Source organism: Streptomyces sp. LARHCF249 (assembly GCF_052871255.1).
In genome coordinates, this window is sequence record NZ_JBIXJQ010000003.1 from 38,489 (window position 1) to 54,318 (window position 15,830).

Sequence of the window (15,830 nt, forward strand, 5' to 3'; positions counted from 1 at the left end):
GGCGCCGGAGGGGAGACGGATTGATGGATGAACACCAAGTGCGGGCACAGTAACAGATGTTCAGCGGGGCGTAACCGCCCCGAACCCTTCAATTCCAAGGCTCCACTTCCCGTGTACCAGGCAATCAAGGTCAGTTGGCGCAGTAGGCATCGCCGGCCGGACGCTCACCGGTGGTGAGGAAGGCGGTGACGGTACGGTCGCCGCAGGCGTTGCCGTTGCCGAGGTACACCCCGTGGCCGCCCTGCTCGACCGTGACCAGGCGGGCCCGCCCGCCCAGCGCCTCGCGCATCTTGAGGCCGCCGGAGTACGGGGTCGCCGGATCCCGGCGGCTCTGGACCATGAGGATGTTGGACGGCCCCTCGTCGGTGATCCGGGTCGGCTGCTCGGCCGGGCCGGTCTTCCAGAAGGAGCAGGGCAGCACGTTCACCGGCAGTCCGGCCGTGAGCGGGTGCCGGACGCGGTCCGCGTCGACCGCGCGCCGGTACGCGGCCATGGGCGTACGGGGCCACGCCACGTCGTTGCAGATGACGCCGACCATGATCGCGGCGTCCTGGTCGCGGATGGGCTGCGCGAGCTCCGGCGGGAGCGCGGGGATCCGCGCCGGGTCCTGGGCCGCCTGGACGAGCCGGGCGAAGGGGGCGAAGGAGGAGTCGCTGTAGAGCGCGTTCTGCAGGGCCTGGCGCAGGCCGTTGCCGGTCAGCGGCACCCCCGGGGCCGTGGACGCGCGCGGCGTCCGGTCCAGCGAGGCCGCGAGCGAGAGCACGAGCGGCTCCACCTCCCGCGGGGTCGCGGCCAGCCGCAGTCCGTCCGTGTCCCGGTCGGGGTGGGCCGCCCAGGCCGCGAAGTCGGGGAAGCGGTCCTCCGCGCCCTGCGCCATGTTGGCCAGCCAGCCGCGGGCGACCCGCTGGGGGTCGGGGTCTCCGCTGCTGTCGAGGACCCAGCGGTCGGTGCGCTGCGGGTACTTCTGCGCGTACACGGCCCCCACGTACGTCCCGTACGAGACTCCCCAGGCGGAGAGCTTGCGCTCGCCGAGCGCCTCCCGGAAGCGGTCGATGTCGCGGGCCTGGTTGACGGTGGTGAAACTGCGCAGCACGGGGCCGCCGTTGCGGGCGCATGCCTCCGCGGTGCGGCGGGAGCGCGCGGCGTTCTCGGTGATCTCGCCGTTCGGGCCCGGCCATGACCGCAGGCTGGTCATGTACCGGTCCCCGGGTTCGAGTCCACAGCTCGCCGTGGTGCTGCCGCCCACTCCGCGCGGATCGAGGGCGACGAGGTCGTACGCCCCGGCCAGTTCCTTCTGCAGTGCGGCGCCCTTCTGCGTGAGCCGCTGGACGCCGGATCCGCCCGGGCCGCCGGGGATCACGACGAGGGAGCCGCGCCGGGCGTGCGGCCGGTCGCTGGGGATGCGGGAGACGGCGACGGTGATCTGCGGGCCGCCGGGGTCGGAGTAGTCGAGCGGGACGGGCAGTTCGGCGCACTCCTGCGCGGCGGGACCGCCCGGCTTGGCACAGGGATGCCAGGTGAGTGCCGGGGCGTCCGGCGCGGTGCGGGCGGCCGCGGGGGCGGCGGTGGTCACGGCCAGGCCGGTGGCCGCGGTGGCGGCGGAGAGCGCGAGCAGCAGCGCCTTGCGCGAGTAAGTGGTCATGGGGGCAAGCCTTGTTGATCCCGCCTCGCGCACCCATCCGGCAAGCAGGCCGTCCCCGGGTGGGGCTATCCCCAGGGTGCCCGCCGCATCGGCCGTAAAATCGCTGTCCGGTTGCCGGAGCACACTGATAGACAACCGGAGTGGAAAACACCCTGGACTTCCCCGACCTGCTGCGGCTGATCGACGAACGGTCGACCACCTTCCGCGCCGCGGTCGCCTCCGCGCCCAGCCTCTACGTGCAGGTGCCGACCTGACCCGAGTGGACGCTGTTCGATCTGGCGCAGCATCTGGGCCAGGGGCGCCGGTTCTGGGCCGCCACCGTCTCCGCGGGGCCTGCCGCCGCTCCCCCTGCCGAGGCAGCTGCCGAGCGCGCCGGGGCGGCGCCCCGGGAGCGCGAGGCCCTGCTGGCCTGGTCGGCCGCATCGACACGACTGCTCCTGGACGCACTGCGGAAGGCCGGCCCGGATCGCGGTTGCTGGACGTGGTGGGGTGACTCGCAGTCGCCGCGGACCTGCGGCGCCGTCGCCCGGCACCAGCTCCAGGAGATCGCGGTGCACACCTACGACGCCCAGGTCGCCCTGGGCGCCCCGCAGGCGCTGGCGGACGAGGCGGCACTCGACGGTGTCGACGAGTTCCTGTCCACCTGCGTCGCGACGACCAGCGCCTGGCCGCACAAGCCCGCTGCCTTCGACTTCCACGCCACCGAGGGCCGCTCCTGGCGCCTCACGGTCGACGGCGACGGCGCACGGTCCGCCCGTCTCCCCGCCACCGCTTCCGGCGAGGGCCCGGACGCAGTCGGCGTCTCTGTCCGTGGCACGGCCGGCGAGCTGGTCCTCTTCATCTACGACCGCGTCCCGGCGGACTCCCTGCGGATCGACGGGGACGCAGGGCTGATCGACCTGCTCCGCGCCTGGGAGCCACGGCTTCCGCCGGCTACGCATCCGGTGGAACGACGCGACGACATTCACGAGGCCTTCCTCGGCCTTGCCATCTGCCTCATCACCCACCGCCCCGTCCAACGCCTTTGTTAGCCCTGAGCAAAATGCGTGCACTCGTCCGACCCTGTCGCAGGTATTCCGAGCGATGGAAGCTGTGAATACTTCAGACGCGGCCTGCTGCTGCCAAATGGGTGGAAGGCCGTGGTGTCACCGGCGCTACGTGCTTGCGGCCTGGGTTGGCTCGGCATCCTTTCGGGTGTGATGCGTTCGAGAAAATTCCGGAAGGATGCCAGGGTGAAGCTCACAAAGAGGATCAGCGCGACGAGTTCAGTTGTCGCGGTGGTCATGGCCTGCCTCGGCGCTGGGAGCGCCCACGCGGACGACGGTTCGCTCTTGTCGCTCCTCGGTACCCCGTCGATCACCCTCGCGTGCTTCCCTTCGGGGCAGGTCGGCCAAGGTCACACCTTCACCGGGACCCAGACCGTCAACTGCAGTCAGAGTGCCACGCAGACGAACAGCGGCGTCGGGCCGGCAGGACCGCCCGGACAGGCAGGACCGCCCGGACCGCCCGGACCGGCAGGCTCCGTCAACATCACTCCGGTAGAGGGGAACCAGGTCACCGTTCCTGCAGGGGGGGTAGGGGAATCCGTGGCTACGTGCCCTGCTGGCCAGCAAGCAGTCAGCGGCGGTTGGTCCAGTAACGGACTCACACCGACCGGCTCTCACCAATTCGGGCCCGGAGCGTGGCGCGTGTTGTTGGAAAACTTCACCGGAGCCACCCTCACTGGTCGGGCCACCGCCTATTGCTCTCCCTGACCGGCTGCGCAACGTTGTGCACGGGCCTCCCAGGTATGGCATGACCCTGATGGCGTAGAAGAGCCTCAAGCGAGGCCCCGGCCCCGACCGACGAGCTCAACCGAACTGGACTCTGCCGTCCCCCTCGCCTATGGGCGAGGGGGACCGGCTTGCTTCGGTGTCAGTTGCAGCCCACATGGTCAGCGCCCCCGCCGCGACCTCCACCCGCCCGACACCAGAGCGTCATCGTGCTCAACCAGGAAATACCGCAGCCTGGGAATACTGCGTCTCCACCAGTGCTGGTCGAGGACGGGCCCCAGGGCGGGCACATCGTGCGTTCCTGGACACGGGAGCGCGGCGAGGGGTTTCCCTGCCTAAAGCGGGATCCTGTTCGTACTGCATACCGGGATCCAGTGGGGAGGCGGCGGAGCCCACCAATGGATTCGAACGGCGCGTGAGTTTCCGCGTGTGGGCGAGCGACCGCCGGTCGCCTTCAGTGGTGCTCACTCCTCCCTGCCAGCGTGGACGGGGGCCCGTGCTGGGGACGAGGTATACGCGCTGCACGTCAACCAACGCGAAGTGTTCGTGGTGAGCCAGATGCAAGTAATTGACGCGGAGCGCCGCGACTGCTGCGGCATAGCCCCCGCCGCCTGGGACGACCCTGCGTATCCCGGGCACGACGACTGGTCGATGCTCGGCGCTGGCGGCTGTGGGGCCCAGGCAGTGCACGTGGACGCGACGCCCGTACGCTTCGATGTCCCCATCTCCGGTGAACTGCTTGCGAGGCTTGCCTGGCGGAACCGCCGAGGGCAGACCCGCGGGCTGAAGTACGTGGTGGATGGTCGTCTCGAAAGATCGATCAGCCTCCAGGGGTTCTACCGTCTGACCCCCGAGGCCGCCGGCGAACTGGCGGAAGTCGTCAGCAGTCCCGCCCCTCGACACTGACCAGCGAGCGAGGCATCAGCACTCGGCGCACTCCCAGCGGCAGCAGCTGTGGAAGGTCGAACAGGACCGGGCGGTCGCCGGCCTGGTCGGACGGCCACGCAACCGACCCGACGCCCTGCTCGGTGACCGCGGATACGGTTCACGAGGCCTTCCTCGGCCTTGCCACCTGCCTCATCACCCACCGCCACGTCCAACGCCTTTGCCAGGACCTCTAAGGCAGCGGGACGCCCCTGGCCGTGACCCACAGCTCGTACCACTCCTCGTGCGTGAGGTCGGGCTCTCGGACCGCCGCGTCGCGGCAGGCGCGGATCCGCTCGGGGCTGGCGGTGCCGATGACCGGGGCGATGCCGGCCGGGTGCCGGCTCAGCCACCACAGCAGCACGGATTCGGGTGTCGTGCCCTTGCCCCGGGCGAGCTCGGCGAGGAGCTCGGCGGTGGCCCGTTCGGCTGCCGTCTGCTGGCGGCCGGTGAAGCGTCCCTGTGCCAGCGCTCCCCAGGCCTGGAGGCGGATGCCGTGGTCGCGGCAGTGCTCCAGCGTCCCGAACGGGAACCCGTTGCGCGCGGATTCGGGGGTGTTGAGCAGGACCCCGGCCTCGACCCAGTCCCGGCTGTGCAGGCTCATCTCCAGCTGGTTCGCCACCAGCGGGACGTCGAGCCGGGCCTGGAGCGAGGCGATCTGCGCGGCCCCCATGTTGGACACCCCGAAGTGCCGTACGAGGCCCTGCCGGTGCAGGGACGTCAGCGCCGAGGCGATCTCGTCGGCGTCCGCCAGGGGGTCGGGGCGGTGCAGGAGCAGCACGTCGATCACATCGGTCCGCAGCCGGGCCAGGCTCTCCTCCACGCGCCGCGTGATGCTCGGCCCGCGCAGGTCGTACAGGCCCGGGCCGTCCTTGCCGGCCAGCCGGATCCCGCACTTGGTCTGGAGGGTGATGCGCTCGCGCAGCCCCGGCGTCCGCGCGAGCACCTCGCCGAAGACGGCCTCGGCCTTGCCGCCGCGATAGATGTCGGCGTGGTCGAAGGCGGTGATCCCGCTGTCGAGGGCCGCACCGATCGCCGCCTCGGCGGCGTCGATGTCCGCGGGTCCGTACGGACCGGGCTCCCAGCTCCCGCCCAGTCCCATGCACCCGTACAGCACCCGGTCACCACTCGCGCCCGCACTCTTGTTCGTCACCACACCCCCACTCTATGGGGTGCCTTCCGCTCGGAAACATGGCTCGGGAGCGCCCGGACCGCCCCCGGGAGGGCCCCCGGCGGGCGCCTGAACACGCGAACGCCCCCACGGGAAGGGGGCCGGTGCACGGCCCTGCCCGAAGGCCGCCAGAAGCCCGCCAGAGGGCCGCGCCGCCCGTCCGAAATCGCCTCTGAGCTGGGCTTTCCCTCTTCTCATGCCTACGATTATCCCCTCGGGAAAGGGGACTTGATGAACCAGAACGCGGGCCGGCACATCCGCACGGTGGAAGACGTACTGGACCTCCTGGACGGCCTGTTCGCGCCGGAGGCCGACCGCTGGACGGCCGAGGCGGCCTCCTGGTGGGACGGCTTCTACGCCGACCGCTCGAAGCCCGTGCCCTTCTTCGTGGCGAAGCCCGACGAAAGCCTGGTCTCGTACCTCGACCGCGGACTGATCGCCCCGGGCCGCGCCCTCGACCTGGGCTGCGGGCCGGGCCGCAACGCACTGCGGCTCGCCTCCCTGGGCTTCGAGGTCGACGCCGTCGACCTGTCACCGGCGGCCATCGCCTGGGCCGAGGACCGGGCCCGTGAGGCGGGGGCCGACGTCCGCTTCCACTGCGGCGACGCCTTCGCCCTCGCCGGGTCCGAGTTGAGCGGCCCCTACGACCTGATCTACGACTCCGGCTGCTTCCACCACCTGCCGCCGCACCGCCGCATCAGCTACCTCGGCCTCCTCGAGCGGTGCCTCGCACCCGGCGGCCACCTCGCCCTCACCTGCTTCGCGGCCGGCGGGATGGGCTCGGAGCTGCCCGACGCGGACTTCTACCGGCAGGCCGGCCTGCACGGCGGCCTCGCCTACACGCCGGAGTCGCTGCGCTGGATCTTCGCCGACCTCACGGAGGTCGAGCTGCGCCGCATGCGGGACGAACCGGACGGGTCCCCGCTCTTCGGCGAGCCCTTCCTGTGGACGGCACTGTTCCGCTCACCCCGATGCACCGCCTGACCGGCCCGTACTCAATGATGGCGGGATGCACAGACACACCGAGACCGGGATACGCCGACGATCGCGCCGCTTCGGCAGCGTGGCGGCGGCCCTCGGTCTGCTGACCGCCGCGGCCTGCACGTCCGCGCCCACCGCCTCGGTGCCGTCGGCGCTCGCTCCCCAGGTCACACCGGACACGCTGTCCGTGGCCACATGGAACATGTGCGGTGTCGAGCAGTGGGGCTGCGAGGACAAGGGCAGCCCCGACGACAAGTTCCAGCAGCTGCGCGCCCTGGCCGAGGGGCGCGGGGTACGCGTCATGCTCCTGCAGGAAGTGTGCTCCGAGGACCTGCAGTCGGCCGCCCGGCGTCTGGGCAGGGACTGGCACAGCGAGTTCGATCCCTACGTCAGCGTGGACGAGGCGGGCCGCAGCACTCCCGTCAGCTGCACGGGTGAGGGCAGGGGGCAGGCCGGCTCCGGCCTGCTGGCGGCGTCCCCGCTCACCGGGGTGCAGGCCGTACCGACGCAGCAGCCGACGGCGGGGGTGCACCGGCGGTTCCTCTGCGCCCAGGTCCCGGCCCAGGGGGTCCGGGTGTGCAACGGGCACGTCGCGCTGCGCGGCACCGATACCGTGCACCCCGACTGGGACTTCCGGGACGAGCAGCTCCGCTCGCTCTTCGCGGCCGCGGCCGAGGGCGACCGTACGATCATCGGCGGTGATTTCAACTCGCCGCCGCCGGTCGGCGGGAGCACCACCGCGTGGCTCTGGCCGGCCGAGGCCTACACCACGTGGCGGGAGTGCGACCAGAAGGGCGACTCCCGGGCGGGACGCCGCACCCACCAGGACGGGGCGAAGATCGACTACCTGTTCACGACGCTGCCGCGGACCGGGTGCCAGGTCGTGGAGACCAAGACCTCCGACCACCGGGCCCTGGTGATGCGGGTGAGCCGTCCCGCCCCCCACGTCACGGCCGCCCCGGAGCTCAGTACCTCGTAGCGGTGTAGCCGCCCTGGGCCGGCACGATGTAGGCGTTCATCACGACGAAGGGGACGGCGGCCCAGGCGGAGGCGTTGCCCGCCGCGTCCACCGCCACGGCCTCGACCACGTGGTCGCCCTCGTTCCAGGCCCAGCCCGGATCCCAGGCCCAGGCACCGTCGGCCGTCACCTCGCACGTGCCCAGGCCCGTGCCGCGCTCCTGGAAGTCCACCCGCACCGCGCCCGGAGCGAACCCCGTGAAGCGCACCGCCGGGCCCTGCACCTGCTGCTGGGGAACCGGGGACGTGACGGACAGGACGGGCGGCCGGGCCGGCGCCTGCGCTCCCGCCCCGGCCGGAGCGGGAGCCTGCGACGGCGCGAAGGGCTCGTCGGTGGCGGTGAACACCACCTCGCTGCGTCCGGAGTGGAAGTTGTTCGCGTCCACTCCGAAGAGCCGCACCACGTGCCGCCCCTTGGCCCAGGGCTTCTCCCGCTCCCAGCTCCAGCTGCCGTCGGGGGCGACCGGTGGGGATCCCTGGAACGTGCCGTTCTCCCAGATGCTGACCCGCACCGCACCCGGAGCGGACCCCACGAACCGGACCGCGCGCGCCGGCAGCCGCTCCTCCGCCGCCGGCATCAGCACCACCGGCGCCGGGAAGTCGTCCCCCCGCACTTGGGACGTCGCCTTGAGGTACCCGTCGATCCCGGACGTGTCGCGCTGCGGCTCCTCGCGGCCGTTGCGGACGGCGCCGATCCGGGGGACGATCCCGTGGGTGACGAGGTTCAACAGCCCGACCATGGAAGGGATGTTCCGCGTCGTCACCTTGTCGTGGCCGGAGATCAGCGGAGAGTCGTTGAAGATGAAGTTGAAGTTCTCGTAGCCCTGGAACAGTCCGAGGAACGGCTCGATGTGGATCGCGAACTGCCGGTCCTGGGGCGAAGAGATCACGTAGATGTTGGCCGAGCGATTGGCACTGCCGCGCACCACCTCGGGAAGGACCGAGTCGAGGAAGCGCACCTTGTCCTCCGTCACCTCCCCCATCATCGCCCGGGCGGAATCCGCCATGGCACTGACGACGAACGTGCCGATCCGGAACTGGGGCACGCTGGCGATGATGTTCTTGTAGCCGTACTTCAGGCCGAAGTGCAGCGCCGCGCTGCCGCCCTTGGAACTGCCGAACATCGTGCACTGGTCGGGTGTCAGCGAGAGCGCGTTCGCCACGCGGGCGATGAGCCCGGCCACCGACTGCTCGACGCCGAAATCCATCCCCTTGCACAGGTAGTAGCTGTTCGCCCCGTCGAAGGAGTCGCGGATCCACAGGATGTTCGCGCGGACGTTGTCGAGGATTCCGCCGCCCATCCCGTAGTCACCGGGCGCGTTGAGGTTGGCGAACACGACGACGAGGTGGCGGCTGCCGTTCTTGGCGTGGGAGAACCGGTACTCGACGGGAACCGGCCCGGAGGCGTCCACGCCCGTGATGACGCGGCGCGCGTTCTTGGCTGTGTTGGACATGCTCGCAATCCATTCTTCTCGACGGCCCGGCACGAAACCGCTCCCGCGGGTCAGTGCCTCACGCCGGAGTAGCCGCCAGGGCCGGGTACGGGGTAGGCGCCGACCACCGTGAAGGGCACGGAGATCCAGGCGGAGGCGTTGCCTCCGGCGCCCACCGCGACGGCCTCCACGAAGTGCGGCCCCTCGTTCCAGGCCCAGTTCGACTCCCAGGACCAGTTGCCGTCCGGCAGCACGGGGCAGGCGCCCAGGCTGACCCCGGCCTCCTGGAACTCGACGCGCACGGCACCGGGGGCGAAGCCCGCGAACCGGGCGACGGGGCCCGGCACCTGCTGGTGGGCGCCCGGCGAGGTCACCGTCAGCGCCAGGGGCCGGCCCGGGGCGGCCACGGGATCCGCCGACTCCACCGGATCCACGACCGTGAAGACCACTTCGCTGCGCCCGGAGTGGAAGTTGTTCGCGTCCACCCCGAAGAGCCGCACCACGTGCCGCCCCTTGCCCCACGGCTTGTCCCGCAGCCAGCTCCAGCTGCCGTCGGGGGCGACCGCCGGGGAGCCCTGGAACGTGCCGTTCTCCCAGATGCTGACCCGCACCGCGCGCGGAGCGGACCCCACGAAGCGGACCGCGTGCGCCGGCAGCCGCTGATCCGCCGCGGGCATCAGCACCACCGGCGCCGGGAAGTCGTCCCCCCGGACCTGGGAGGTCGCGGCCAGGTACGCCTCGATCCCGGACGTGTCGCGCTCCGGCTCCTCGTAGCCGTAGCGGACGCCGCCGATCACGGGGCTGACTCCGTCGACGAGGAGGTTCAACAGCCCCATGATGACCGGGACGTTGCGCGGAACCACGTTCGGATGGCCGGTGACCAGGGAGGAGTCGTTGAAGATGAAGTTGAAGCGCTCGTACCCCTGGAACAGGCCGAGGAAGGGTTCCACCTGGCGCGTGTACTGCTCGTCCTGGGGCGAGGAGATCAGGTAGATGTTTGCGGCCGGGTTCGGCCGGGCGCGCACCAGCTCGGGAAGGACCGAGTCGAGGAAGCGCACCTTCTCCTCGGTGACCTCGCCCATCATCAGCTGCGCGGCGCCCGGGATGCCCTCCCTGACGTACGTTCCGATCAGGAACTGGGGCACGCTGGCCACGATGTTCCGGTAGCCGTACTTCAGACCGAAGTAGAGCGCCGCGCTGCCGCCCTTGGAACTGCCGATCATGGTGCAGTCGTCGGGTGTCAGCGACAGCGCGTTCACCACGCGCGCGATGAGCCCGGCCACCGACTGCTCGACGCCGAAATCCATCCCCTTGCACAGGTAGTAGCTGTTCGCCCCGTCGAAGAGGTCGCGGACCCACAGGATGTTCGCCCGCACCTTGTCGAGGACTCCGCCCGACATCCCGTACTCGTCGGGCGCGGCGAAGTTCGCGAACACGACGACCAGGTGCCGGTTCCCGTTCCTGGCGTGGGAGAACCGGTACTCGACGGGAACCGGCCCGGAAGCATCCACGCCCGTGACGATGCGACGCGCGTTCTGGGCTGCCTTAGACATGCTCGGAATCCATCCTTCTCACCGGCTGCCGCGGCATCTGGCCGAGGCCGCCCGCGTTCCAGGGGCCCGGCTGGGCGGGAATCTGGGCGAGGGCCGCACCGACCGCCGGCGCCTGCGCCCGGGCGGGGTCGAGGTCTCCTCCGGCGATCAGGATCCGGTCGGTCAGCCTGGCCGCCGCGTAGCCGTCGTCGAGGTCGCAGAACTCCTGCTGGAACCAGCGGTAGCGGGCCGCGTAGCCCTGCTGGATCCGGTCGATGTTGCGGATCGCCCCGACCAGTTCCGGGGAGCTGTACAGCAGCGGACCGGGGGCGGACTGCTCGAAGTCGAAGTAGAACCCGCGCAGCGTGTCCCGGTAGTGGTCGAGGTCGTACGTGAAGAACAGGATCGGCCGCCCGGTGTTGACGAAGTCGAACATCAGGGAGGAGTAGTCCGTGATCATCACGTCGGTGATGAGGGAGAGGTCCGCCATGTCCGGGTAGTCGGACACGTCGAACACGAACCCGTCGCCGGCGCCGGGGACCGGGTCCACCACGTTGGGGTGGCGGCGCACCAGCAGGACGTGGTCGTGGCCCAGCTGCGCCCGGGCGTCTTCCAGGTCGATGCGGAAGTCGAGCTTGTACTTGCCGGGTGCGTAGAACTGGTCGTCGCGCCAGGTCGGTGCGTACATGACGACCCGCTTGCCGGGCGGGAGCCCGATGCGGCGGCGCACTTCCGCGGCCCGGTGTCCCGAGTCGGCGCGGCGCAGGATGTCGTTGCGGGGGTAGCCGCTCTCGACCATCTCGCCGGGGAACTGGAAGGCGCGCTTGAGGATGGGGGTGCTGAAGCTGTTCGGGGACACCAGCATGTCCCAGTTCTGCACCTCCTTCTCCACGCGCTCCAGGTACCGCTTGTCCGCGAAGTGCACGGCTTCGATGTCGTGCCCGATCTTCTTGAGCGGCGTTCCGTGCCAGGTCTGTACGACGACCTGCCCGTCGCGCTTCTCGAACCAGTCGGGCAGGTGGTTGTTGGCGACGACGTAGCGGGCCCGGGCCATGGCCTCGTACCAGTCGGGGGACCACATGCGGACGGGGCGGGCGGTCGGGGGAACCGCGACCTGGTCGTCGCGCACGACCCACAGGTGCTCGAGGTCGACGCCGCGGCGGACCATCTCCTCGTGCAGGGCGCGCGGGCTGTCGGAGTACTGGGTGCCCTTGAAGGCGTCGAACAGGACCGCCTGCTTCAGCGGCTTGCGCCGGGCGTCCGGGTAGAACTTGGTGCGCAGCAGCTTCTGGCGGTACGGGCCGCGCGCTTCGTCGGGCATCGCCGAGTGGACCAGGAGGGAGAGCCGGTCGTAGGCCTCGGCCTGCATCTCGTAGCGCCGCTCGTCGGCGGTCATCTCGCTGGGGAACGTGGGGATCAGTTCCTGCGCCATCTTGACCATGAGGTCGTTGGACCGGTTCTCCGCGGTGACCGCGGAGGGGTCCTGGCGGCGCAGGAAGAAGTCCCAGCGGCCGGAGGCCAGCGGGATGTCGCCGGCCAGGGTGCGCATGGCGGCGGGCGTCAGGACGAAGCGGAACTCCTGGCCGTACCAGGTGATGGGGACGACGCGTTCGGCGCCGTGGGCCCGGGAGCGGACGACGATGTGGGCCGCGGCGTACTCGGACGCGCTGAGCATGTCCTCCGCCGCGTAGCCGACGACGACTTCCACGGAGCCGTCCTGGCGCCAGGTGACGGACTTGGCGAGCGGCAGGGTGTCCCGCTCGAACATCACCACGTAGCCGGAGCCGTTGCGGTGCACGACGACCTCGCGGTCCGCGTTCGGCGTCTGCAGTCCGGCCGGCAGGCGGTAGTGGCCGTCGGTGGTCTCCTCCGCCATGACCGGGTAGATGGCCGCCTTGCGGCCCTCTACGTGCAGAGTGGTCTTCCAGCCGTTGGCGCCGGTGTTCCAGGTCTGCGGGACCCCGTCGCCGGAGTTGGTGCGGTGGCCGGGCACGAGCGCCTTGACGGGGATGCGGGTCACGAAGGTGTACCAGCCCTCGCCGCCCGGCTTGAACTGGACCCAGGAGTCGTGACGGCCGGCGCCGCCCATGCTGGTCACCCGGAACTTGCCCCACTCGGGAAGCTTGGGCCCCAGGTAGACACCGCCGAGTTCGAGGTTGTCGCCGACGATCCGGTGCCGCGTGATGCGGCAACGGACGATCTCCACGCGGAGCTTGAGCTTGCCCTGGAGGAAGAGCGGTACGACGCGGGTGTTCTTCTCGACGTACTGGTAGGGCGGGTTGGCGGCGGTGCCCGCGCCGCCGCGCGCAATTCCCTTGTAGCGGAACAGGCCTCGGCTCAGCACACCGGCGGCCACGTCCCAAGTCCCCTCGACCCACTGGCCCTTGCGCTTGAGGCGGGAGGTGTCGAAGCTGACCTGGAACCCCGACCAGTCGTAGCAGTAGCGGTTCTGGTTCGAGTGTTCCGTGGCCTGCGGGTAGTACGTGGTCTTCGCCTTCGCGACGACGACCCGGCTCTGCTTCTTGTTGCGCAGCGCGATGGCCTTCATCGACATGTGCCGCTTGTGCACGTTGATGAAGCGGACGTACGCGGATCCTTCGAGGGCCAGGTGTCCGGAGTCGTCCCAGCGGGCGCTGGTCAGCGAACCGTGCAGCGACAGTTCCTTGTCGAGCCGGTAGGCGCTCTTGTCGAGGCCGATCGACCGGTCGCCGAGATAGGGGTAGTTGAGGTACCGGTGCAGGCGCCGCTGAACGGGCAGCGGTCCGCCCTTGCGCTCGAACTCGACGACGTCGAGCAGTTCCTTCAGCCGGCCCTCGCGCACCAGCAGCCATTTGACGCGGGCATCGGCGGGGAGTTCGTCGATGATGTCCTCGTCGGCCTCGTCCAGGAACTCGTTCGCCCAGTGCATGAAGGCGTTCCGGTATTCCTCGTCGGCGTCCGGCAGCACTTTCAGATGCAGCATCAGGTCGGACTTCAGACAGGCGAGATCGTACTTCCGCTTGTGGTCGCTGTAGGACCTGGCGCGGTGTCCGGCGAGGAACCGGCTGACCGACTGAACGGCGGCGACGCGGTCCTGCAGATTGCTGAATTCGGTGTGCCGCTGGGTGATGGAGGGCGCGGCACCTCCCTCGCGCCGGCGCCAGAAGTAGACGATGTCCGTGAGGATGTCCACCTTGCTCGCACGGAAATGGGCGAACATGTTGACCCAGGAGTCCTCATACATGACTCCCTCGGGGAATGCGATGTAGTGGTAGTCCCAGAAGGAACGCCGGAACAGCTTGTTCCAGACGGTCCGGTCGTAGATGAGCTCCGGCACCTTCGTGATGTGCGTACCGCGCTTGCTGCGCTGCATGGGCGCCTTGTGCAGCGGGGACTGCCACTTCTTGGTGGAGTTCATCATCTGCACGTTGCCCGACACGAAGTCGGAGCCGGAGGCGTCGAGGGTCCGCACGAGCAACTCGTAGGCGTACTCGGGTATGACGTCGTCGCCGTCGACGAACGCGAGGAACTCCGCCTCGGGATGAGCGGCGCGAATACCGACATTACGGGCATGTCCCGGTCCCATCGACTCCTGGCGCAGGAGCCTGAACCTGGGGTCGCGGCGGGCGAAGTCGGCGGCGATCGCGGTCGAGGAGTCGGTCGAACCGTCGTCGACCATGACGACCTCGAGGTCGGGGAACGTCTGCCTGGCTATCGACTCCAGGCACTCCTCGAGGTATATCTCGACGTCCTGAAAGGGAACGACAACACTCAGGCGGGGCGTACCGGCCACTCAGAAAACTCCTCGATTGCCACTCTTCTTACGGCGTGTGGCTCCCTGCCGTGACATGAAGCCGGATCCGCCGCCGACCCCGACCACCGCCGCTCCTCGCCTCGCCCGTCCGGTCCCCGCGCCGGGCCGCACACTTATGCGATCCTCACAGGGCGTGTGCAGCCTAGGCCAATTGTTTGACGCCGAGCAAGTATTCGGAAACGCTCCGGCCCCGCAATGTTTCGCATGTGTTAATGAGCAACTGCATCCCCGGCGTTGCGGGCGCGCGAGCTGCCCAGTTGGTCGGGAGAAAGACCGGAATGGGCAATTCACCCCACGGGGCAAGATGACTCGGTGATGAACCTCACCCCACGCAACGCCAAGCGCCGAAGGCCAGCCCCTCTGCCGCGAGATCCTGGCGGGCGATCCTCAGCCCGCCATCCGTGTCGATCATCGCGATCGTGACCGAGCCTTGGGCGTCGAGGGCCATGGCCGGGAGGCCCGCGCACCGGTCCCCCACGGGGGCCCACCAGGCCCCGTACTGCTCACCCTGCGTGGGATAGGCGGCGATTTCCGGGTACCCCTCGGCCCCGCGCTGGAGGAGGACCGTGCAGTCGTATCCGTTGATGGGCGCACGGACGACGCCGACCGGGCCGACGCCGCCCGCGCCGCCCAGGGACATGAAGCCGCCCGTCGTCACCACGCCGATCCCCTGCGGCCGGCAGGCGACGACGGTTCCGTCCGCCGGAGTGCGCCAGAAGTGGGTGGCGACGCCGGGGCTCGTCTCGACGGAGCTGTACGTCCCCTCGACGGCTTCCGCCTCCACCCGGCCCAGCCAGGCGAAGGCCCCCTCCCCCGGCTTCTCCTGGCCCAACTGCACGGCCCCGCCGCGGAAGGGGGCGAGGAAGCCGACCCGGCCCCCGGTCGGGCCCGTGGGCACGACCGCGCCGCGCACCCACGTGAGCTGATGGTCGGCCCATGCGGTCCACGACCCGTCGGAGCGCTGGGTCCGCGCGCGGACACCCACTCCGAAACGGGTGACGACGTAGTGGAGGGAGCCCGATCCGTCGGCGAGGACGACGGGGGCGCCGGGGGCGGGCGCCGACGCGTCGCCCGGCGGGAACGGATTGCCCACCGCACGCCAGTCGCTCAGCGGCCGACTTGTCTGATATTGGGCGGCTATGACGAATTCGCGGCCTTCCGGCGCCCCGTCCCGGTGGCGGGTGGCGGCGAACCAGACGAAGCCGTTGGAGTCCTGGGTCAGCGTGTACTGCCCGGTCCAGCCCTCCACGGGGAACAGGTCGGGTCCGCGCCAGACGTCCGAGCCGGGCGCCGACTCGGTCCAGCGCACCAGCCCCTCGGCGCAGCTCGCGTAGGCGGTCAGCCGGCCGTCGCGCCCCAGGCGCAGCCAGCCCGGGGCGGCGTGCCCGCCGTCGGCCGCCGCGGCGATCTCGGAGCCCGGGACCGCGGGCTCGCCGGCGGCGTCCCCCCGGTCGGTTTCCGCACGTCCGCGTCGCGCCATGTCCTGCCCACTCCTGCCCGCGATCGTCCCTTATGTCCGGCCTGGCCCGGCGGGCCGTGGGCCAATTTACGGCAGGGCGGCAACC

The 15,830-nt window shown here is 70.4% G+C and carries 9 protein-coding genes and 1 pseudogene; 4 read left to right on the forward strand and 6 right to left on the reverse strand.

Annotation, left to right across the window (positions count from 1 at the left end; translation table 11 throughout):
• Nucleotides 1-130: 130 nt before the first annotated feature.
• Nucleotides 131-1,642, reverse strand: coding sequence for an alpha/beta hydrolase (locus tag ACIPUC_RS08640; RefSeq protein ID WP_446587766.1), 1,512 nt, complete (start codon nucleotides 1,640-1,642; stop codon nucleotides 131-133).
• Nucleotides 1,643-1,782: 140 nt separating this feature from the next.
• Between ACIPUC_RS08640 and ACIPUC_RS08645 the strand changes: the two are divergent.
• Nucleotides 1,783-2,562, forward strand: a pseudogene (locus tag ACIPUC_RS08645) (maleylpyruvate isomerase family mycothiol-dependent enzyme); the annotation flags it as partial.
• A gap of 1,281 nt (nucleotides 2,563-3,843) precedes the next feature.
• Nucleotides 3,844-4,320 carry a hypothetical protein gene (locus tag ACIPUC_RS08650; RefSeq protein ID WP_446587768.1) on the forward strand — a complete coding sequence of 159 codons (477 nt, stop codon included), beginning with the start codon at nucleotides 3,844-3,846 and terminating at the stop codon, nucleotides 4,318-4,320.
• A gap of 211 nt (nucleotides 4,321-4,531) precedes the next feature.
• On the opposite strand, the gene ACIPUC_RS08655 is transcribed toward ACIPUC_RS08650, so the two are convergent.
• Nucleotides 4,532-5,491, reverse strand: a complete 960-nt coding sequence (locus tag ACIPUC_RS08655) for an aldo/keto reductase (RefSeq protein WP_446587770.1) — start codon at nucleotides 5,489-5,491, stop codon at nucleotides 4,532-4,534.
• A gap of 249 nt (nucleotides 5,492-5,740) precedes the next feature.
• On the opposite strand from ACIPUC_RS08655, the gene ACIPUC_RS08660 reads away from it, so the two are divergent.
• The gene (locus ACIPUC_RS08660; protein WP_446587772.1) at nucleotides 5,741-6,493 is read left to right on the forward strand and encodes a class I SAM-dependent methyltransferase; all 753 of its coding nucleotides are present in this window, start codon (nucleotides 5,741-5,743) and stop codon (nucleotides 6,491-6,493) included.
• A 25-nt stretch (nucleotides 6,494-6,518) separates the two neighbouring features.
• A complete protein-coding gene (locus ACIPUC_RS08665) occupies nucleotides 6,519-7,469 on the forward strand; it encodes an endonuclease/exonuclease/phosphatase family protein (protein WP_446587774.1) in 951 nt (316 codons plus the stop codon).
• Here the strand turns inward: ACIPUC_RS08665 and ACIPUC_RS08670 are convergent.
• From ACIPUC_RS08670 to ACIPUC_RS08685, 4 genes are all read right to left on the reverse strand, one after another.
• Nucleotides 7,456-8,961, reverse strand: a complete 1,506-nt coding sequence (locus tag ACIPUC_RS08670) for a hypothetical protein (protein ID WP_446587775.1) — start codon at nucleotides 8,959-8,961, stop codon at nucleotides 7,456-7,458. The genes ACIPUC_RS08665 and ACIPUC_RS08670 overlap by 14 nt on opposite strands.
• 50 nt (nucleotides 8,962-9,011) lie before the next feature.
• Complete coding sequence (locus tag ACIPUC_RS08675; protein WP_446587777.1) at nucleotides 9,012-10,493, reverse strand: hypothetical protein; 1,482 nt, start codon at nucleotides 10,491-10,493, stop codon at nucleotides 9,012-9,014.
• The gene (locus tag ACIPUC_RS08680) at nucleotides 10,486-14,244 is read right to left on the reverse strand and encodes a bifunctional glycosyltransferase/CDP-glycerol:glycerophosphate glycerophosphotransferase (RefSeq protein WP_446587779.1); all 3,759 of its coding nucleotides are present in this window, start codon (nucleotides 14,242-14,244) and stop codon (nucleotides 10,486-10,488) included. The genes ACIPUC_RS08675 and ACIPUC_RS08680 overlap by 8 nt, the downstream gene beginning before the upstream one ends.
• 343 nt (nucleotides 14,245-14,587) lie before the next feature.
• Nucleotides 14,588-15,745 carry a hypothetical protein gene (locus ACIPUC_RS08685; RefSeq protein WP_446587780.1) on the reverse strand — a complete coding sequence of 386 codons (1,158 nt, stop codon included), beginning with the start codon at nucleotides 15,743-15,745 and terminating at the stop codon, nucleotides 14,588-14,590.
• Nucleotides 15,746-15,830: the final 85 nt, after the last annotated feature.

Bases quoted from the DNA above. Each gene is read 5' to 3' on its own strand.
- ACIPUC_RS08640 (WP_446587766.1), bottom strand. From the start codon at position 1,642: ATGACCACTTACTCGCGCAAGGCGCTGCTGCTCGCGCTCTCCGCCGCC.
- ACIPUC_RS08660 (WP_446587772.1), top strand. From the start codon at position 5,741: ATGAACCAGAACGCGGGCCGGCACATCCGCACGGTGGAAGACGTACTG.
- ACIPUC_RS08665 (WP_446587774.1), top strand. From the start codon at position 6,519: ATGCACAGACACACCGAGACCGGGATACGCCGACGATCGCGCCGCTTC.
- ACIPUC_RS08670 (WP_446587775.1), bottom strand. From the start codon at position 8,961: ATGTCCAACACAGCCAAGAACGCGCGCCGCGTCATCACGGGCGTGGAC.
- ACIPUC_RS08675 (WP_446587777.1), bottom strand. From the start codon at position 10,493: ATGTCTAAGGCAGCCCAGAACGCGCGTCGCATCGTCACGGGCGTGGAT.
- ACIPUC_RS08685 (WP_446587780.1), bottom strand. From the start codon at position 15,745: ATGGCGCGACGCGGACGTGCGGAAACCGACCGGGGGGACGCCGCCGGC.